Raw genomic sequence first — 18,629 nt, forward strand, 5'->3', positions numbered from 1 at the left:
CCCGCTGACGACACGCGCCCGCACACGTCGGAGACTGGTGGGGTGAACGCCCTGTTCGCCCGGATCGTCGTGATCGTGAGCGGCGCCGCAATCCTCGTCGTGGAGACCCTCGCGACGCGGCTCGTGGCGCCCTACGTGGGGCTCACCCTCGAGTCGACCACCGCGGTCATCGGGGTGGCGCTGGCCGGCATCGCGGCCGGGGCCTCGTTCGGCGGGCGGTGGTCGGACGTCCTGCCGCCGCTCCGCGTCGCCTCCGGAGCGCTCGTCGTCGGCGGGCTGGGCGTGCTCGCGGTGCGGCCGCTGGTCCGGGTGCTCGGCCCCGCACTCGGCCCCGGCCCGTTCGCGGCGGTGCTGCTGGTCGCGGCGTCCACGCTGGTGTCGGTCACTGCGCTCGCGATGGTGACCCCCGCGGTGATCCGGGCCCGGCTCGAGCGCCTGGAAGGCTCAGGGACCGTCGTCGGTCAGCTGTCGTCGGCGAGCACTGTCGGATCCATCGCCGGGGTGTTCCTCACCGGATTCGTGCTGGTGGCGCTGCTGCCGGTGGACGTGATCCTGCTCGTCACCGCCGCGTCGTGCCTTCTGCTCGCGGCCTTCACCGCCACGGCGCGCACCAGGCAAGTCGTCAGCACCGTCGCCGTCACCGCGGTGCTGCTCACCCTCGCCCTGGTGGCCGTGCCCGGCCGCTGCGACGTCGACACCGTCTACTACTGCGCCAGCGTGCAGTCCGATCCCGAGCGGCCGAACGTCCGCTACCTCGTGCTGGACGACCTGCGTCACTCCGCCGTGGACCTCACCGATCCGGCGAGCCTGGAGTTCGCCTACACCCGGCGTTTCGCCGACGCGATCGACGTCGCGTTCCCCGGCGCTCCGCCGCTCGAGACCGTGCATCTGGGGGGCGGCGGGTTCACGATGCCGCGCTGGCTCGCGGCCACCCACCCGGGCTCCACGTCCACGGTGCTCGAGGTGGACCGGGGGGTGGTCGAGCTGGCCAGGCGAGAGCTGGGAGCGGACGACGTGGCGGGCCTCGACGTCCGGGTCGGCGACGCGCGGACCCTGCTGGCCGAGATCCCGACCGCCACGGCCGACGTCGTGGTCGGCGACGCGTTCGGCGCGCGCTCGGTGCCGTGGCACCTCGCCACCGCGGAGTTCGCCTCCGACGTGCACCGCGTGCTGAGTCACGACGGGATCTTCGTGCTCAACGTGATCGACCGGGACCCGTGGCGGCTGCTCGCCGCAGAGGCTGCCACCCTCGCCGACCGCTTTCCGCACGTCGCCCTGATGGCGCGCCCCGATCAGCTCGCGCCGGGCGGCGGTGGCAACGCCGTGATCGTCGCGTCCGATCTTCCGATCGACGTCGCCGCGCTCGCCAAGCGGGCTGCCGCCCGCGGCGAGCCGGACTCGGTCCGCGGCGACGATGGCACTCTTGCGTTCGCGGGCGACGCGCGTGTGCTCACCGACGATTGGGCTCCTGTCGATCAGCTGATGGGCTGATCGCGGTACGGTCCGCTCCAACTGAGAAGAGGTGGCATTGTGGCGGGCTGGGACGACCTGGTCTCCTTCGTGCGGATGCGTTACGAGGTCATGCGGCAGAACGAGAGCGAACTGTGGTTCAACGTGCCCACCGGGGACGAACGAACCCAGATCGTCGCCGTGCGCCTTGTGACCGGTGAGGACGAGCACCCCTGGGCCCAGATCACCTCGCCGGTGGGCACCGTCGATGCCATCAACTTGGCCGAGATGCTCGCGCTGGCCGGTCAGACGGTCGCGGGTGGGGCGGTCGCCGAGGACGGCCTGGTGCTCTTCCGGCATTCCATCCCGTTGGGCGATACCGCCCTCGACGGGTTCGACCGCCCGTTCCGGGTCGTCGTTGAGACGGCCGACCGGCTGGAGAACGCGCTCACCGGAGCGGACGAGCACTGAGCCGGCCCCAGGTGGGCGTCAGGCGGGCCGGGCTCAGGCGGGCAACGCGCTCCGGTCGAGCGCCTGGTCGACGACCACCCGGATCCGGGCAAGTAGCTCCTCGGCCTCGCCGACCGTGAGCACGCCGGACCGGACGCCGGACCGGATCTCCTCCGCCACTGCACGGGCCAAATGGGTGGCCCATTCGGCCTTCGGGTCACGTTCGCGCATCGTCAAATCTTGCCCCGTCCCGAGTGCCCATCCAACACTCGAGCCGTTTCCGATAGGTGAAGATGCCCGAAAGGTTCCTGTCACCCGGTGTTCATTTCACTGGGTGTTCATGTCACTGGGTGTCCACGTCAGCCCGCGTTCAGGCTCCGGCGCACACTGTCGAGCACACCAGGCCGTTCGGTGATCCCCTGCAGCTCCGTCAGCGTGGGGTGCCCAGCCGCGAGCAGCGCCGCGTCCGTGCCCGGCTCCGGCGGGGTGGAGATCTCCGTGACGAACGAGTGGAGCGCCTCGCCGTGCTCCCCGTCCCGGTAGTCCACGTGCACCTGCACCGCGCCGAACGTCGAGAGGCGGGCCTCGCGCAGCTCCCCGATGTCCGCGACGGGACGGTCGGGCACGTTGAGCGAGAGCACGGTGCCGTCCGGGGCGGCGAGCAGGACGTCGAGCACCTCGGGCAGGAAATGCACCGCGGACTCCCAGTGCGGGCGCTCCAGCGGCGTCCAGGGGGTGTCCAGTGAGACGGCGAGCGCCCGCCAGCCGTGCATCGAGGCCGCGAGCGCGGCGCCGACGGTTCCGGAGTGCAGCACCGCGTGCCCGAGGTTCGCGCCCACGTTGATCCCTGAGAGCACCACGTCGGGCAGCGGGTCGAGCCAGCCCCGCCCCGCCGAGTGCACGATGTAGGCCGGGTGGCCCTCCACCGCGTAGGCCGTCACGTCGGGCAGGTCGGGCAGCTCCCTGCGGTGCAGCAGCGTGCGGTCGCCGTCACGGACCGACATGACGGAGCCGCCCACCCCGCTCGCGTCGACGTGGGGCGCGGCGACGACCACCTCGAATCCGGCGTCGCGCGCACCCGCGGCGAGGGCGCTGAGGCCAGGGGAGTTGATGCCATCGTCGTTGGTGATCAGGGCGCGCAGTCGTCGGGAGGAAGCCACTGTGCCACCGTAGGCGAGCCAGGTGGCCAGGAACGGGCGTCGCGATGACACTCACGCGGCGCGGGAGAGCGCGCTCGCGTCCTCGTGGGCGCCGCCCGGCGGACTAGGCTTCTGCGGTGAGCGCGTCCCTGCCCATGCCACCGACGGGCGCCCAGTTCGAGATCGGCGCCGGAGACGCTGCCGCTGTCGTCACCGAGGTGGGCGCCGGGCTGCGCGCGTTCGAAATGAGCGGCCGCCCGTACGTCGAGACGTTCGACGTCACGCAGCGGCCGCCGCGCGGTTCCGGCACCGTACTGGTGCCGTGGCCCAACCGCACCGCGAAGGGCCGCTGGACCTGGAACGGCTCCCCCCAACAGCTCGTGATCAGCGAGCCCGCGGCGGGTAACGCGATCCACGGGCTGCTCCGCCACACCCAGTACCGCGTCGCCGAGCGAACCGCCGACGCGATCACGCTGGAAGCCGTGGTCGTGCCGCAGCCGGGCTGGCCGGTGCCGCTCGACACCGGCGTCCGCTACGCCGTGGGACCCGACGGCCTCCGCGTCACACACCGGGTGCGCAACGTCGGCACCGATCCCGTGCCGTTCGGCGTCGGGGCCCACCCGTACCTCCGGGCCGGAAACGATGCCACCGACGACTGCGAGCTCACGCTGGCCGCGGCGCTGGCGCTCCCGCTGGCGGGCGGCCTCCCGTCCGGCCCGGCCCATGAGGTGAGCGGCGAGCTCGACTTCCGCTCCGGGCGGCCGCTCAGGGGCCGGACGCTCGACCACGCGTTCGGTGGCTGCACCCCGGCGGACGGCGACGACGTGGTGCGCCACCGGCTGACCGGTCCGACCACGGCCGTGGAGGTGTGGGCCGACCCGGACTTCGGGTGGGTGCAGGTCTTCACTCCCGGAGATCACCCCGGCAGCGGACGTGCGGTGGCCGTCGAGCCGATGACGTGCCCACCGGACGCGCTCAACAGCGGCACCGGCCTGATCACGCTCGCCCCCGGCGAGGAGTGGACCGGTAGCTGGGGCATCCATCCCCCGCGAGTCGCTGCCTGAGTGCGCGCGAGTCGCTGGATTTGTGCACGCGAGTCGCGGTGTGGGTGCGCTAGCTGCGGTGTGGGTGGGCTAGTTGAGGTGGGCGCGCAGGCTCCGTGCCGCTGCGCGCAGGCGCTCCGCCCCCACCGGCGACGCGTCCGGCAGGCGCTCGTCCAGCAGCCGGGCGCCGTCGAGCCAGCGGCCCTGCTCACCCAGCGCGTCCGCCAGCTCCAGCACTTCGGCGAGACCGGTGCCGGGCAGCGCGCGCCGCATCCGCAGCACCCACTCGAGGTCACCCGGCCTGCGCCGGGTCCGGTAGACCACACGCAGGTTCTCGAGCATTCGGGCGAGGATCGAGCGGGTGGACGCCGTGGTCAGCAGGTGCGGTCCGAACGGGACGCCCGGGCGGGCCCCGGATGTGGCGCGGAAGAGCGCCTCGCAGCCGGCCATGTCGAGCTCGGCCCCGCCGCGGAAGACGTCGAGGTGCTTGCGGGAGCCGACCGGGCGCACCAGGAAATGACCCGGCATGCCGACGCCCTCCAGCGCCACACCCGCCCGCCTGCCCACTTCGATCGCCACGACGGCGAGGGTGATCGGGATGCCCAGCTTCCTGGTCAGGACGTACGGGAGCAGGGAGTTGCGCGGGTCCTGGTAGTCGGCGGCGTTGCCCGCGAAGCCCTCGGTCTCGAACAGCCGCTGTACCAGCACCGGGAGCGTTCGGACGCCGGCCGCGAGCCGGTCCAGCTCGGCCAGCCAGCGGCCCTCGTCGAGGCCCGGGTCGGTGCCGGCGGCGATCGCGAGCGCCGCCCGGTCGAGCGGGGGTTCGGGGCCCTCGACCAGTGCCGCGAATTGCTCCACCGCATTCACCCGCACATCCTCGCCTCCGTCTCGTCCGGCGTCGACCTGTGCCGCGGCGTCGACGGCGTGGCAGGGTCTGGGCCAGGAGATCACGGCCGGGAGATCAGGAGTGACGATGCGCGTCTTCAACGGAGTCGACGACCTGCGGGCGGCGGCAGGGAGCCAGCTCGGGGTGAGCGACTGGGTGACCGTGGACCAGGGCCAGATCGACACGTTCGCCGAGGCGACTGGTGACCACCAGTGGATCCACGTCGACCAAGCGCGCGCCGCGGCCGGCCCCTTCGGCACCACCATCGCCCACGGGTTCCTCACTCTGTCGCTGCTGCCGCTGTTCGTCGGGCAGACCTACCGCGTCGAGGGCACGAAGATGGGTGTCAACTACGGGCTGAACAAAGTGAGGTTCACCTCGCCGGTGCCCGTGGGCAGCAAGGTCCGGGGCAACATCGAACTGCTGGACGTCGCCGACGTGACGGGTGGGGTCCAGATGACCACGAAGGTCACGGTGGAGATCGAGGGCTCAGAACGGCCCGCGCTCGTCGCCGAGTGGCTGACCAGGCAATACGTCTGACCTGAACGACGGTCGAGGAGGACCTGTGCGCGACGCGGTCATCTGCGAGCCCCTGCGTACCCCGGTGGGCGGCTTCGGCGGGTCGCTGCGCGACGTCCCGGCCCATGAGCTGGCCGCCACGGTGATCCGCGGGCTGTTGGACCGCACCGGCCTCGCCCCGGACGCGGTGGACGACGTCGTGCTCGGGCACTGCTACCCCACGATGGACGCCCCGGCGATCGGCCGCGTGGCCGCCCTGGACGCGGGGCTGCCGGTGACCGTCACCGGGCTGCAGATCGACAGGCGCTGCGGCTCGGGCCTGCAGGCGGTGCTCTACGCGGCGATGCAGGTGCAGGCAGGTGCGTCCGACGTGGTGCTGGCAGGCGGCGCCGAGTCGATGTCGAACGCGCCCTTCTACTCGACGGCGATGCGCTGGGGGTCGAAGGCCGGGCCGGGCGTGATGCTGCACGACGCGCTCGCCCGGGGCCGCGTGACGGCGGGCGGGATCAACTTCCCGGTGCCCGGCGGGATGCTCGAGACCGCCGAGAACCTGCGTCGGGAGTACTCGATCCCGCGCGAGGAGCAGGACGAGTTCTCGGTGCGCTCGCACCAGCGCGCCGCGGCGGCACGGGACTCCGGCCGGTTCGTCGAGGAGATCGTGCCGGTCACGGTGAAGGGCCGGAAGGGCGACACGGTCGTCGACACCGACGAGCACATCCGCGCCGACTCGACCGTCGAGAAGCTCGGCGGGCTGCGCCCGGTGCTGGGCCGGGACGACCCGGAGGCCACCGTCACCGCGGGCAACTCCAGCGGTCAGAACGACGGCGCGGCGATTTGCGTTGTCACCCACCCGGACCGTGCGGCGGAGCTGGGCCTGCGTCCCCTGGTCAGGCTGGTCTCGTGGGGCGTGGGCGGCGTCCCGCCCGCCACGATGGGCATCGGTCCGGTCCCCGCCGTCGCGAGGGCCCTCGACGCCGCACGGCTCACGCTGGCCGACGTCGACCTGATCGAGCTCAATGAGGCGTTCGCCGCGCAGGTCCTCGCCTGTGCACGTGAGTGGAAGCTCGCGCCGGAGGACTTCGACCGGGTCAACGTCAACGGCTCCGGGATCTCGCTCGGTCACCCGGTCGGCGCCACCGGCGGGCGCATCCTCGCCACGCTCACCCGTGAAATGGCGCGCCGCGACGCCCGCTACGGGCTGGAGACGATGTGCATCGGTGGCGGTCAGGGTTTGGCCGCGGTCTTCGAGCGGGTGAACTGACTCGTCCTCTCGTCATCGCATCCGGTGTCGTGAAGTGAAACGCTCCAGTTGCTGGGTACGACCCCTTCGGTAGATCTGCAGGAGCGCCTGCGAGGGGAGTCGAGGCCGATGCCGGTGGCAGGGTCGTCCACGTTGAGCGGTAGGGACCGCGCGGTGTTGCGCGCTGTTGCTGCCGGGCGGTGCCAGCTCGGAGCGGGTTGGCAGCCCGTGCTGATGGTCGACGGCCTGGTCATCGCCGACATCCTGGCCGGGCAGCGGCTGGTCGTGGCCGGCCTCGTGTACCCGCCGGACACGGCCACGCCGCTCGGGCCGGCCGTGCTCACCCCGGCGGGCCGGGCGGCGCTCGCGCCCCCGGTATGACGCCGAGCCGCTCGTCGCGGCACGCACCGGGCACGTCACACTGAGCGGAGTTGCCACCGTGCGTGCGGCGGGCACAAGCTTGCACAGGTCAAGTGCTTTCTCCTCGCACGCAATCCAGGAGTCCGCCGTGCCGACCGAAGCCGAACTCGCCATCGCCGACGAGGTCGGGAGCCAGCTCATCCGGCTCGTCCGTCTGATGGAGCGCAAACAGGCCCAATATCAGGCCGAGCATCCGGATGCGGTCGAGCGGGCCACCTACCACCTGCTCGTGCACCTCGTGAAGGACGGTCCCCGTCGGGCGGGGGCGCTCGCCGAGGCGGTGCACTCCGACCCGTCCACGATCAGCCGGCAGATCGGGCACCTCGTGCGCCTCGGGCTCGTCGAGCGCACCGCGGACCCCGAGGACGGCCGCGCGACGCTCCTGGCCGCGACCGCCGAGGGGAAGCGCGTGTTCGAGGAGAACCGCCGGGTGCGCAACGAGCGCATCGCCGGAATGCTCGAGCACTGGTCGGAGGAGGACCGGCGGGCGCTCGGCGACCTGCTGGCGCGTTTCACCACCGACTTCGAGAGCTACAAGGCCCGAGCCGTGCACCCCGAAAGCACCTGAACGAGGAGTGCCATGTCCGCGCCCGCACCAGGCGGTGCCCCCGCCGACCAGCAGGCGGGACAGCTGAGCCACCGGCAGATCCTGACGATCTTCGCCGGTCTGATGATCGGGTTGTTCCTCGCGGCGCTGGACCAGACCATCGTCGCCACCTCGATCCGGACGATCGCCGACGACCTGCAGGGGCTCAGCCTCCAAGCGTGGGCCACCACGGCCTACCTGATCACGGCCACGATCTCGACCCCGCTCTACGGCAAGCTGTCGGACCTCTACGGGCGCAAGCCGCTGTTCCTCACCGCGATCTCGATCTTCGTCGTGGGCTCGGTCGCGTGCAGCTTCGCCACCTCGATGTACGAGCTCGCGGCCTTCCGCGGCCTGCAGGGGCTCGGCGCCGGTGGCCTGTTCTCCCTGGCCCTGACGATCATCGGCGACATCGTGGCCCCGCGGGAACGGGCCAGGTACCAGGGCTACTTCGTCGCCGTCTTCGGCACGTCGAGCGTGCTCGGGCCGGTGGCGGGCGGGTTCTTCGCAGGTCAGCCCCAGATCCTCTTCTTCGACGGCTGGCGCTGGGTCTTCCTGATCAACGTGCCGCTCGGGATCATCGCCCTGGTAGTGGTCACGCGGGTGCTCAACGTCCCGCACGTCAGGCGCCCCCACCGCATCGACTGGCCGGGAGCGCTGGCGCTCGCCACGGGGCTGGTGCCGCTCCTGATCGTCGCGGAGCAGGGCCGGACATGGGGCTGGGACTCCACCCGCGCGATCGCCTGTTACGTGATCGGGCTCGTCGGGGTGGTGGCGTTCCTGCTGGCGGAGCGACGCATCGGCGACGACGCGCTGCTGCCGCTGCGGTTCTTCCGCAGCGGCGTGTTCAGCTGGGGCTCGCTCGCCGCGTTCGTCGCTGGCGCCGGCATGTTCGGCGCGCTAGCGCTGCTGCCGCTGTACCTGCAGATCGTCAAGGGATCGACGCCCACCGAGGCGGGCCTGCAGACGCTGCCGTTGGTGCTCGGGATCATGTCGATGTCTGTGCTGTCCGGCCAGCTGATCTCCCGCACCGGCCGCTACAAGGTGTGGCCGGTCATCGGTCTCACACTCATGATCGTCGGGATCGGTGCGCTGTCGCGGCTGGGCGTCGACACGCCGTACTGGCAGGTCGCGCTGTTTATGGTGGTGGTCGGCTGGGGTCTCGGCGCGAACATGCAGCCGCTCACCCTCGCCGTGCAGAACGCGATGCCCCCGCGGGACATGGGGGTGGCCACCGCATCGGCCACCTTCTTCCGGCAGATGGGTGGCACGCTCGGCACCGCCGTGTTCCTGTCGCTGCTCTTCGGCGCCCTGGGGTCCCGGATCGCCGACAACCTCCGCGCCGCGGCCGCGACCCCGCAGTTCCGCGCGGCAGTCGCCGACGCCGAGGCGGCTCCGAGCCCTGCCAATGCGCCGATCCTCGGCGCGGTCCGGGGCAACGGCGCGATCCCGCTCGACGACTCGTCGTTCCTGTCGAGGGCCGACCCGGTGCTGGCGCGCCCGGTCCTCGAGGGGTTCGCCGGCGCGATGAGCGTGGTGTTCCTCGCGGCGGCCGCTGTGCTCGTGCTCGGCCTCGTCGCCGTGTTGATGATGCGGGAGCTGCCGCTGCGCACCCAGTCGGGCGTCGACGCCCGGCGGGCGGAGGAGCTGGAACGGCGGCCTGCGGAGGACCCGATCGAGACGCTGCGGGCCGTCGGCGACGCCGGTGGTCGTGCCGGCAGAGGCGGACCCCGCTCCTGATCCCGCAGCCGATCCTGCCGACCGCCCGGCGGTGGGTGGGGCCGGGCGAACGGTGCTCCCGTGGGGCTCGCCCCGGCGGCTGCTCACGCCTGGGCGGCACGCGGCCGCGGCGCGGAACGGCGCAGTGGGAGCCGGTGTGGACGTCCGCGACGGTGCGGACGCCCGGGACCGGCTGCTCGCGATGTTGCTGCCCGACCCGGAGCGGGCGCTTGCGATGGTGGCGGATGCCGAGACCGGCCCGCGACGCCGTGCAGAGGCCGCCGGCTGGACGCGGCCGTGGAGGAGCTCGTGGCGCAGGGCCTCAGCCGGGAGCAGGTGCTGGCTGGACCTGCCCTGACGCCCGTGCACTGACGAGGGTCAGTGCTGGGGGTGTTCCTTCGCCCGCTGCCAGGACACCTTGATCTCGCGCTCGGCGTCGGCTCGGCCCACCCACGTGGCGCCCTCGACGCTCTTGCCCGGCTCCAGGGTCTTGTAGATCTCGAAGAAGTGCTGGATCTCGGCCCGGTCGAACTCCGGCAAGTGGTGGATGTCGCGCAGGTGCTCCTGGCGCGGGTCGTCGCTCGGGACGCAGAGGACCTTGTCGTCGCCGCCCTTCTCGTCCTTCATGCGGAACATGCCGATCGCGCGAGCGCGGATCAGGCAGCCCGGGAACGTCGGCTCCTGCACGAGCACCAGGGCGTCGAGCGGGTCGCCGTCCTCCCCGAGGGTGTCCTCGATGAACCCATAGTCGGCCGGGTACTGGGTGGCCGTGAAGAGGGTCCGGTCGAGCCGGATGCGCCCCGTCTTGTGGTCCACCTCATACTTGTTTCGGCCCCCCTTGGGGATCTCGATGGTTACGTCGAAGTCCACTGGCGCTCTCCTGCGATGCTCTCGATCGGGCATGTGGGTGCCGGTACCGGTCGGGCGACCGGCTCCGGCGCCAGCCACGACACTAGTGTGAGGACCGTTTCAGCCGACGCGGCCGTGACGGCCAGCCGATGCGCGCCCTGGCGCTGGATGAGTGGAGGGAGGCGCGGCGTGGGCTTCGGGCGACGGATCGGTGACAGCCTGCGTCTGTCCGGTCGCGGTACGCGACGGGGCCTGACGGTCCTGGTGGTTCTCGCAGTGGCCGGCGCGTCTGGCGGGGCCGTGGCGCTCACCGGTCCGACGCTCGTGCAGCAGCTCGGCCTGGCCCGGGCCGACGCCGCTGCAGTCGTCCCGCCGATCCCGCGCGCGGTGCTCGGGCCGCTCCCGGTCGACGCCCCGCTGCCCACCGCCACCGGGCTCAGCGACACCCTCGACGAGGCGGCGCTGGCGATGCCGGGCCGGTTCGCCGGGGTCGTCGTCGACCCGGCCACCGGCAAGGAGCTCTGGGGCCACACACCGGAACGGGCGCTCACCCCGGCGTCCACGGGAAAGCTGCTCACCGCGTCCGCCGCGCTGCTCACGTTCAACCCGACGGACACGTTCGTCACGCGGGTGGTTGCCGGGCCGGAGCCGGGCACGGTTGTCCTCGTGGGCGGTGGTGATCCGACCCTCACGGCCTTGCCGAACGGCGAGGAGGGTGTCTACCCCGATCCCGCGCGGATCTCCGACCTCGCAGGCGAAGTGCGGAAGGCGGTGCAGGAGCCGGTCCGGCGGGTGCTCGTCGACACCAGCAGGTACAAGGGCCCCTCGTTCGCCGACACGTGGAATCGGTTGGACATCGCAGCCGGCTTCATCGCACCGATCGAACCCCTGATGCTCGACGGCGGCCGGATCGACCCAAGCCTGCAGGACGGGCCGCGCGTCGAGGACCCTGCGCTCGCCGCGGGGCGGGCCCTGGCGAGGGCCTTGAACGCCGACCCCGGCCTCGTCGCGGAGGGCACGGCCGCCGCTGGGGCCAAGACCCTCGGTGCCGTCAGCTCGGCGCCGGTCGCTGAGCTCGTCGAGCACGTGATGCGCACCTCCGACAACGTCCTCGCTGAGACCCTCTCCCGCGAGGTCGCTCTCGCCCGCAACGGCGAGCCGTCGTTCGCGGGGGCCGCGCAGGAGACCGTTGCCGCGCTCGCCCAGGCCGGGTTCGACCCGACCGGCGCCGCGATGGTGGACGGCAGCGGCCTCTCCACGGCGAACAAGGTGCCTGCCCGGCTCCTCGGGTCGTTGCTCGCCGCGATCGCCGCGCCCGCCCAGAGCCCGCTCGACCAGCAGTTCCTGCGTCCCATCCTCAGCGGGATGCCCGTGGCAGGCGGCGACGGCACGCTGGACGAGCGGTTCGCTCGCGACGGGGACGCCGCCGCGGGCCGCGGTGTCGCCCGCGCCAAGACGGGCACGTTGACCGGCATCTCCAGCCTCGCCGGTGTGGTGACCGACGCCGACGGCAGGCTGCTGGCCTTCGCGCTGATGTCGAACGGCGCGGCCACGGCGAGCGTGCGGCCGCGCCAGGACGCGATCGTGGCGCGGCTGAGCCAGTGCGGCTGCCGCTGAGACGCGGCCACCGCATTAGGAGCGCGCTGAAAAGCTCGGGCCTACTGCGCGACGCCCAGGCAGCCACCTCGCCGCGTTGTCGTCGGGCCCGATACAACAGCGGTATCGGGCCTCTCCCATCAGGTGACCCGATGCGATGCGGCCACCTGGACGCCGCTCGCTACGGCCGGAGCTTTTCAGCACCCTCCTAGCGACCAAGGATCCCTAGCCCGCATCGACAGGGGCGTTCCCGCCGCCGGATGCGTAGCGTGGGCTGGGTGCCGAACGCCACCGACCACGTTCCGCCAGCAGACGCGCCCGCTACCGAGCGTGGCCTCCCTGTCGACTGGGAGCTGGCCCGCCGCACCGCTGCCCGGCTGATGCAGCCAGGGCCGGACGCGACGCCTCAGCAGGCCGCCGAGCTGGTGGCCCGCCTGCGAACCGACGCGGCCGTCGCCGAGGGGCATGTGCGGAACGTCACGGGGCTCGGTCACGGGCTCCCGCTGCTGCCCGCCGACGTCGTCGACCGGCCGGGCTGGGCGGCCGCGGCTGTCACGAGCATGGCCGCGCTCACGGCGGCGGCCCAGCTCCCCGCGGTGTCCCGGGTGGCGCGGGCGGTCACCGCGCGCACGGCCGGGCTGCAGGTCGGCGGGGTGGTCGCCTACCTCGGCGGGCGGGTGCTCGGCCAGTACGACCCGTTCGGCGGCCCCACCGGCGACGGGCGGCTGCTGCTCGTGGCGCCCAACGTGCATGCCGCGCAGCAGGCGCTCAACGTGCCCGCAGGTGACTTCGGGCTGTGGGTGTGCCTGCACGAAGCCACCCACCGACTCCAGTTCACGGCGGTGCCGTGGCTGCGTGGCTACTTCTCCGACGAGGTCGGCCGGTTCCTCTCCATCACCCAGGGCGCCGAACGAGGTGCTGTGCTGGACCGGCTCCCCGATGTGCTCCGCTCGGCGCGCTCGAGCGGTGGTGACTCCCTCGCGATCGTCGAGCTGCTGCAGGGGCCGGAACAGCGTGCCGTTCTCGACCGGCTGCTCGCCCTGACGACGCTGCTGGAGGGCCACGCCGACCACGTCATGGACGCTGCGGGCCCCGAGGTCGTACCGAGCGTCGCCACGATCCGCACTCGCTTCACCGCGCGGCGCCGTGGGGGCGGGCTCGTCGACCGGCTGCTGCGTGCGCTGCTGGGGGTGGAGGCGAAGGTGCGCCAGTACGCCGTCGGTTCCGCGTTCACCAAACACGTGGTGCTGGCCGCCGGGATGGACGGATTCAACCGCGTGTGGGACGGCCCCGAGACCTTGCCCACCCGCGCCGAGCTCGCCGACCCCGGAGCCTGGCTCCGGCGCGTCCAACCCTGACGATCGTGTCCGAGTCCGCAGCGGCCATCGGTCGTGCCACCCCCGAGGTCGCGCAGGTCCGGAGGGCGGTACGCACGGCCGTGGCGGCCTTGCCCGGGCCGTACCGCTCGGCCCCGCTGCTCGTCGCGTGCTCGGGCGGCGCCGACTCAGTGGCCCTGGCCGCCGCCGCGATGGCTCTGCGCGGCTCTGGTGAGGTGCACGCCGCCGTCGTCGACCACGGCCTGCAGAACGGCTCGGCCGAGCAGGCGGCGGCCGTCGTGGAGCTGCTCACCGACCTGGGCGCGGTGGCATCGGTGCACCGCGTCGAGGTGTCCGTCGGCAACGGCGGTGTGGAGGCCGCGGCCAGGCGGGCGCGGTACGGCGCTCTGCGGGCGGCCAGGCCGCACGAGCGGAGCCCCGTGCTGCTCGGGCACACCCTCGACGACCAGGCCGAGACGGTGCTGCTCGGCCTCGGCCGCGGCTCGGGTGGCCGCTCGATCGCCGGCATGCGCGCATGGGACGCCCCGTGGCTGCGCCCGCTGCTCGCGGTGCGCCGTTCCGCCACCCGCGCGGCGTGCGCCGCATCGGGCCTGCCCGTGTGGGACGACCCGCACAACACCGACCCGCGGTTCACCCGCGTCCGGCTGCGGCAGGAAGTGCTCCCGCTGCTGGAGGACGTCCTCTCCGGGGGTGTGGCCGAGGCGCTGGCGCGCACCGCGGCACAGCTCCGCGAGGACGTCGACGCGCTCGACGAGATGGCGGCTGGGCTGCTCGCGGCCGCCGTCGACCCGGCCGCGGACCCCGTCGGTCGTGCCCGCCCGCTCCGCCTGGACGCGCTCGCGCAGGTCACCCCGGCCCTGCGCAGGCGCGTGCTGCGAGCCTGGTTGGCGACCGCAGGCGTGACCGCTCTCACCGACACCCACCTCCGCGCGGCGGACGTCCTCGCAGCTCAGGGCGGAGATCGCGGAGGAGTAGCGGTGCCGGGCGGGTTGGAGCTGGTCCGCGAGCGTGGCACCCTCTTCGTGCGCCCGGTCCGCTGGCCGGCAGGCTCCCCCGAACCCCAGCAGGAGGATCTCCGCCGTGTATGACGGTGACATCGCATCGACGCTGGTCACCGAGCAGGCGATCCGCGAGAAGACCGCAGAGCTGGCCGAGCAGATCGGCGCCGACTACGCCGCGGACTGCAGCGGTTCGGGCAGGTCCGACCTGCTGCTCGTCGGCGTCCTCAAGGGGGCGGTCATGTTCATGACCGACCTCGCGCGGGCGCTGCCCCTCCCCGTGCAGCTCGAGTTCATGGCGGTGAGCTCGTACGGCTCCAGCACGTCGTCATCCGGTGTGGTGCGGATCCTCAAGGATCTCGACCGCGACATCGCGGGTCGCCACGTGCTGATCGTCGAGGACATCATCGACTCGGGCCTCACACTCTCCTGGCTGCTCAAGAACCTGGAGTCGCGCCAGCCGGCGTCGCTGCAGGTCTGCACCCTGCTGCGCAAGCCCGACGCGGTGAAGGTGGACGTGCCGGTGAAGTACGTCGGGTTCGACATCCCCAACGAGTTCGTCGTGGGTTACGGCCTGGACTACGCCGAGCGCTACCGCGACCTCCCGTTCATCGGCACGCTCGCCCCGTCCGTCTACGCCTGAACGGAAAGAACGGCCCTTCCGCCCGACAAGGGCGGAGGGCCGTTCTTTCGTGTGTCCGGGCGGGCTCAGCCCGCCGCCGGCGGGCCTGCCGGCACCGCGAGAGAGCTGGCCGGGACGCCGACGGGCGTGGGGTTGAACGGCTCCGTGCCGAGCACCAGCTCGATCTTGCCGAGGTCGCCGTTGGCGTTCGCGTAGTTCAGCGCCTTGGCGAGGTCGGCCACGCCGTTGCTGACGGGCAGCGGGGCGAGATTCAGCGTGGAGAGCACCCCGAACGCCTGCCCCCGGCCGTCGAGGAACGCGCTGCCGGAGTCACCGGGGACGCCCGGGGTGAGCGTGTAGGCCTCGTGGCTGCGCCCGCCGCCGACCTCGGCCGCGCTGATGCCCACCTTCGGGCTGAGGGCAGAGATGCCCAGGCGCAGCGGCGAGTTGCCGTAGCTGTAGACGAGCTCGCCGAGGTTGAGGCCGTTGGTGTCGATGCCCGTCGGCCCACCGAAAATCGGGACACTCGGGTTGACGTCGCCGACGTCGGCCGGGTCGATCTCCACCAGCGCGAAGTCGTTGTAGGCGCAGGTGTCGGGGTCGGACTCGCCGTTCTTCTGCATCGTCACCCATGAGCTGTAGGCGAGCTTGCCCTCGCGTGCGGTGCCGTCGGCCGCCCGGATCGTCACCGGGGTGCCGATGCCGCCGGTGCCCGAGTTGCAGCCGTTGGTCTCGGTGGCCTGACCGGTGCCTGCGCAGTGCGCTGCCTGGCCGATGAAGACGCTGTCGCCGCTGGAGAAGACGAAGTTGCTGGTGCAGGCCCCGCCGCCCTCGGTCTCGGTGATCACGCCCGGGCGGATCGGCGCGGAGGCCGCAGGCGCCCAGTCGGCAGCGTCGGACGTGGTCTGCGCCCCTTCGGGCGCGGCGATCGCCACAGGCGCGACGAAGGCGCCGATCGCGATCAGCCCGAGGGCACCCGCGATCGCCAGACCACGAACCCTGACCGTCATTTAGTACCCCCCACCGCCGACCCTGAGGTCGGCGTTGCCGCCGCTGATTCAGACGTCTAACGATCATGGGGAGTGTGAGATACCCCCACTTGCGGTGAGCTCGCGAGCGGGAACACGCGTTCCGGTTCGCCCGTTGTAGCCACGTGCACCGTCAAGGGGTGCGCACGTAGGCTCGACGACGCAGCACCGTCCCGGGACCGCTATCCTGGCAGACTCAGGGCCGGTCAGTCCGCTGTGCCGGGTCTCCGCAGGAGAATCTCGCCAGGGAGGGTGAAGGCCGCACGGCCGAAGCTGCATGGACCGCAAGCGCCTGCTCCGCAACCCGCTGATCTGGATCCTCGCCGCGATCCTGGTCTATTTCACGTTCAGCGTGCTCTTCGACGACACCCGCGGATACACCCAGGTGCCCACGTCCGTCGCGCTCGCCCAGATCAACAACGGCAACGTCAACGACGCGCTCATCGAGGACAGCGCGCAGCGCCTGCGGCTCACACTCGCGCAGCCCGTCGACGGCAGCACCCAGGTCATCACCCAGTACCCGGCTCAGACGGCGGGCACCATCGTCCAGTCGCTCCAGGCCGCGAGCAACCACCCCACGTTCAACACCGCGGTGCGCCAGGACTCGTTCCTGGTCACAATGCTGATCTACCTCATCCCACTAGGCCTGGTGCTGCTCATCCTGTTCTGGATGATGAACAACGCCCAGGGCGGTGGCAACCGCGTGATGTCCTTCGGCAAGTCGAAGGCCAAGCAGCTCAACAAGGACATGCCGAAGACCACCTTCGGCGACGTCGCGGGCGCCGACGAGGCGGTCGAGGAGCTGTACGAGATCAAGGACTTCCTGCAGAACCCGGCGCGCTACCAGGCGCTCGGGGCGAAGATCCCGAAGGGCGTGCTGCTCTACGGGCCGCCTGGCACCGGCAAGACGCTCCTCGCGCGCGCCGTCGCGGGCGAGGCGGGCGTGCCGTTCTACACGATCTCCGGTTCCGACTTCGTCGAGATGTTCGTCGGTGTCGGTGCCTCCCGCGTGCGCGACCTGTTCGAGCAGGCCAAGCAGAACTCGCCGTGCATCATCTTCGTCGACGAGATCGACGCGGTCGGCCGGCAGCGCGGTGCGGGCCTGGGCGGTGGCCACGACGAGCGGGAGCAGACGCTCAACCAGCTCCTCGTCGAGATGGACGGGTTCGACGCCCGCGGCGGCATCATCCTGATCGCCGCCACCAACCGGCCCGACATCCTCGACCCGGCGCTGCTGCGTCCCGGCCGATTCGACCGCCAGATCCCGGTCGGCGCCCCCGATATGGCCGGGCGCAAGGCGATCCTCGCTGTGCACTCGAAGGGCAAGCCGTTCGCGCACGACGTCGACTTCGACTCTCTGGCCAAGCGCACGGTAGGGATGTCCGGCGCTGACCTCGCCAACGTCATCAACGAGGCGGCGCTGCTCACCGCCCGCGAGAACGGCACGCTGATCAACTCGGCCGCGCTCGAGGAGTCGGTCGACCGCGTCGTCGGCGGCCCCCGCCGCAAGGGCAAGATCATCTCCGAGCACGAGCGGAAGATCACCGCCTACCACGAGGGCGGGCACGCGCTGGCGGCGTGGGCGATGCCCGACCTGGAGCCGGTCTACAAGCTCACGATCCTGCCGCGCGGTCGCACCGGCGGCCACGCGCTCGTCGTCCCCGAGGACGACAAGGGCCTCATGACGCGCTCGGAGATGATCGCGCGGCTGGTCTTCGCGATGGGCGGGCGCAGCGCCGAGGAGCTCGTGTTCCACGAGCCGACCACGGGGGCGTCCAGTGATATCGACCAGGCCACCAAGATCGCCAAGGCGATGGTCACCGAGTACGGCATGAGCGCTCGGCTCGGTGCCGTCCGCTACGGGCACGACCAGGGCGACCCCTTCCTCGGCCGGTCGATGGGCGCGCAGGCCGACTACTCGCTCGAGGTCGCCCACGAGATCGACGAGGAGGTGCGCGCGCTGATCGAGGCGGCGCACACCGAAGCGTGGGAGATCCTCAACACCTACCGCGACGTCCTCGACGACCTGGTGTTCGAGCTCCTGCAGAAGGAGACGCTCACCCGCAAGGACCTCGAGCGCATCTTCGACCGGGTGGAGAAGCGGCCGCGCATCACCGCGTTCAACGACTTCGGTGACCGCACGCCGTCCGACAAGCCACCGATCAAGACGCCTGCTGAGCGCGCCCGCGAGCGCGGCGAGCCGTGGCCGCCCCACACCGAGCCGGCACGCGAGCCTGCTCCCGTCGGGTCGTACCCCGGCGGCGGCAACGGCCTGCCGCAGCCCGGCCCCGGCCCCAACGGCGGCCCCGTGCCCTCCCCCGGCCCGCGCGGCGGTTACCCGGGTGCTCCGGGCCAGCCGGGTTACCCGGCGGCCGCCTACCCGCCAGGGCCCGGGCAGCAGGCGCCCGTCCCGCAGCAACAGCAGGGCTGGGGCCCTCCTGGGCAGCAGAGCGGCTCTGCGCCGCAGAACAACTACGGCGCCCCGCCGGACTGGCGCCCCGCCACCACGCCGAACGGGCAGACGTGGCCGCCCGCAGGCCACCGCCCCCAGCCCACGCCGCAGTGGATGCAGCCGCAGCCCGCCACGGGCAACGACAACGGCCACGGTGACGGCCCGCCGGCCACCCCGGACCCCGCGGACGGCGGGCCGAAGGAGAACGGGACGGCGTCGGACGAGGGCGGCTCCCGCTGAGCGCTGCAGCGCCCGGTCCCACCACGTCGTCGCCGGTGGCCGTGCCGGGGCCTCCG

The 18,629-nt window shown here is 72.2% G+C and carries 19 protein-coding genes; 14 read left to right on the top strand and 5 right to left on the bottom strand.

Annotated features, from left to right (window positions below; all coding sequences use genetic code 11):
- The first annotated feature begins 42 nt into the window (after window positions 1-42).
- Window positions 43-1,491 (top strand): fused MFS/spermidine synthase, encoded by a 1,449-nt coding sequence (locus ABD143_RS07335; RefSeq protein ID WP_343973066.1) that lies wholly within the window; start codon window positions 43-45, stop codon window positions 1,489-1,491.
- Between the two features lie 39 nt (window positions 1,492-1,530).
- Window positions 1,531-1,920, top strand: coding sequence for a type III secretion system chaperone family protein (locus ABD143_RS07340; protein WP_343973069.1), 390 nt, complete (start codon window positions 1,531-1,533; stop codon window positions 1,918-1,920).
- A 33-nt stretch (window positions 1,921-1,953) separates the two neighbouring features.
- Here ABD143_RS07340 and ABD143_RS07345 read toward each other — a convergent pair whose 3' ends face one another.
- A complete protein-coding gene (locus ABD143_RS07345; RefSeq protein ID WP_343973072.1) occupies window positions 1,954-2,130 on the bottom strand; it encodes a hypothetical protein in 177 nt (58 codons plus the stop codon).
- A 128-nt stretch (window positions 2,131-2,258) separates the two neighbouring features.
- Window positions 2,259-3,059 carry a 5'/3'-nucleotidase SurE gene (surE, locus tag ABD143_RS07350; RefSeq protein ID WP_343973075.1) on the bottom strand — a complete coding sequence of 267 codons (801 nt, stop codon included), beginning with the start codon at window positions 3,057-3,059 and terminating at the stop codon, window positions 2,259-2,261.
- Window positions 3,060-3,193: 134 nt separating this feature from the next.
- Here surE and ABD143_RS07355 point away from each other — a divergent pair, with 134 nt between their 5' ends.
- Entirely contained in the window at window positions 3,194-4,102 is a 909-nt protein-coding gene (locus tag ABD143_RS07355; protein ID WP_343973428.1) for an aldose 1-epimerase family protein, read from the top strand.
- Window positions 4,103-4,171: 69 nt separating this feature from the next.
- Here ABD143_RS07355 and ABD143_RS07360 read toward each other — a convergent pair whose 3' ends face one another.
- Window positions 4,172-4,948, bottom strand: coding sequence for a transglutaminase family protein (locus ABD143_RS07360; RefSeq protein ID WP_343973078.1), 777 nt, complete (start codon window positions 4,946-4,948; stop codon window positions 4,172-4,174).
- Between the two features lie 106 nt (window positions 4,949-5,054).
- Here ABD143_RS07360 and ABD143_RS07365 point away from each other — a divergent pair, with 106 nt between their 5' ends.
- From ABD143_RS07365 to ABD143_RS07390, 6 genes are all read left to right on the top strand, one after another.
- Window positions 5,055-5,507 carry a MaoC family dehydratase gene (locus tag ABD143_RS07365; protein ID WP_343973081.1) on the top strand — a complete coding sequence of 151 codons (453 nt, stop codon included), beginning with the start codon at window positions 5,055-5,057 and terminating at the stop codon, window positions 5,505-5,507.
- Between the two features lie 25 nt (window positions 5,508-5,532).
- A complete protein-coding gene (locus ABD143_RS07370) occupies window positions 5,533-6,747 on the top strand; it encodes an acetyl-CoA C-acetyltransferase (protein WP_343973084.1) in 1,215 nt (404 codons plus the stop codon).
- Between the two features lie 153 nt (window positions 6,748-6,900).
- Window positions 6,901-7,107 carry a hypothetical protein gene (locus ABD143_RS07375; protein ID WP_343973087.1) on the top strand — a complete coding sequence of 69 codons (207 nt, stop codon included), beginning with the start codon at window positions 6,901-6,903 and terminating at the stop codon, window positions 7,105-7,107.
- A gap of 127 nt (window positions 7,108-7,234) precedes the next feature.
- Window positions 7,235-7,714: a MarR family winged helix-turn-helix transcriptional regulator gene (locus ABD143_RS07380; RefSeq protein ID WP_343973090.1), complete on the top strand. Its 480-nt coding sequence runs from the start codon at window positions 7,235-7,237 to the stop codon at window positions 7,712-7,714.
- 12 nt (window positions 7,715-7,726) lie between these two features.
- Window positions 7,727-9,472, top strand: coding sequence for an MDR family MFS transporter (locus ABD143_RS07385; RefSeq protein ID WP_343973093.1), 1,746 nt, complete (start codon window positions 7,727-7,729; stop codon window positions 9,470-9,472).
- Window positions 9,444-9,809 (top strand): hypothetical protein, encoded by a 366-nt coding sequence (locus ABD143_RS07390; RefSeq protein WP_343973096.1) that lies wholly within the window; start codon window positions 9,444-9,446, stop codon window positions 9,807-9,809. The genes ABD143_RS07385 and ABD143_RS07390 overlap by 29 nt, the downstream gene beginning before the upstream one ends.
- Before the next feature lie 20 nt (window positions 9,810-9,829).
- Here ABD143_RS07390 and ABD143_RS07395 read toward each other — a convergent pair whose 3' ends face one another.
- The gene (locus ABD143_RS07395; protein ID WP_343973098.1) at window positions 9,830-10,321 is read right to left on the bottom strand and encodes an inorganic diphosphatase; all 492 of its coding nucleotides are present in this window, start codon (window positions 10,319-10,321) and stop codon (window positions 9,830-9,832) included.
- A gap of 255 nt (window positions 10,322-10,576) precedes the next feature.
- On the opposite strand from ABD143_RS07395, the gene dacB reads away from it, so the two are divergent.
- From dacB to hpt, 4 genes are all read left to right on the top strand, one after another.
- On the top strand, window positions 10,577-11,917 hold the full coding sequence (gene dacB / locus ABD143_RS07400) for a D-alanyl-D-alanine carboxypeptidase/D-alanyl-D-alanine endopeptidase (protein WP_343973100.1): 1,341 nt from the start codon (window positions 10,577-10,579) through the stop codon (window positions 11,915-11,917).
- A 257-nt stretch (window positions 11,918-12,174) separates the two neighbouring features.
- Window positions 12,175-13,254, top strand: coding sequence for a zinc-dependent metalloprotease (locus ABD143_RS07405; RefSeq protein WP_343973103.1), 1,080 nt, complete (start codon window positions 12,175-12,177; stop codon window positions 13,252-13,254).
- 26 nt (window positions 13,255-13,280) lie between these two features.
- Window positions 13,281-14,321, top strand: a complete 1,041-nt coding sequence (tilS, locus tag ABD143_RS07410) for a tRNA lysidine(34) synthetase TilS (RefSeq protein ID WP_379660118.1) — start codon at window positions 13,281-13,283, stop codon at window positions 14,319-14,321.
- On the top strand, window positions 14,314-14,874 hold the full coding sequence (hpt, locus tag ABD143_RS07415) for a hypoxanthine phosphoribosyltransferase (protein ID WP_343973109.1): 561 nt from the start codon (window positions 14,314-14,316) through the stop codon (window positions 14,872-14,874). The genes tilS and hpt overlap by 8 nt, the downstream gene beginning before the upstream one ends.
- A 65-nt stretch (window positions 14,875-14,939) precedes the next feature.
- Here hpt and ABD143_RS07420 read toward each other — a convergent pair whose 3' ends face one another.
- Window positions 14,940-15,863: a serine protease gene (locus ABD143_RS07420; RefSeq protein WP_343973112.1), complete on the bottom strand. Its 924-nt coding sequence runs from the start codon at window positions 15,861-15,863 to the stop codon at window positions 14,940-14,942.
- A gap of 295 nt (window positions 15,864-16,158) precedes the next feature.
- Between ABD143_RS07420 and ftsH the strand changes: the two genes are divergently transcribed.
- On the top strand, window positions 16,159-18,573 hold the full coding sequence (gene ftsH / locus ABD143_RS07425; protein WP_343973115.1) for an ATP-dependent zinc metalloprotease FtsH: 2,415 nt from the start codon (window positions 16,159-16,161) through the stop codon (window positions 18,571-18,573).
- Window positions 18,574-18,629 lie beyond the last annotated feature (56 nt).

Origin of the sequence: Pseudonocardia aurantiaca, from assembly GCF_039526725.1 — a bacterium.
Lineage (GTDB): Bacteria > Actinomycetota > Actinomycetes > Mycobacteriales > Pseudonocardiaceae > Pseudonocardia > Pseudonocardia aurantiaca.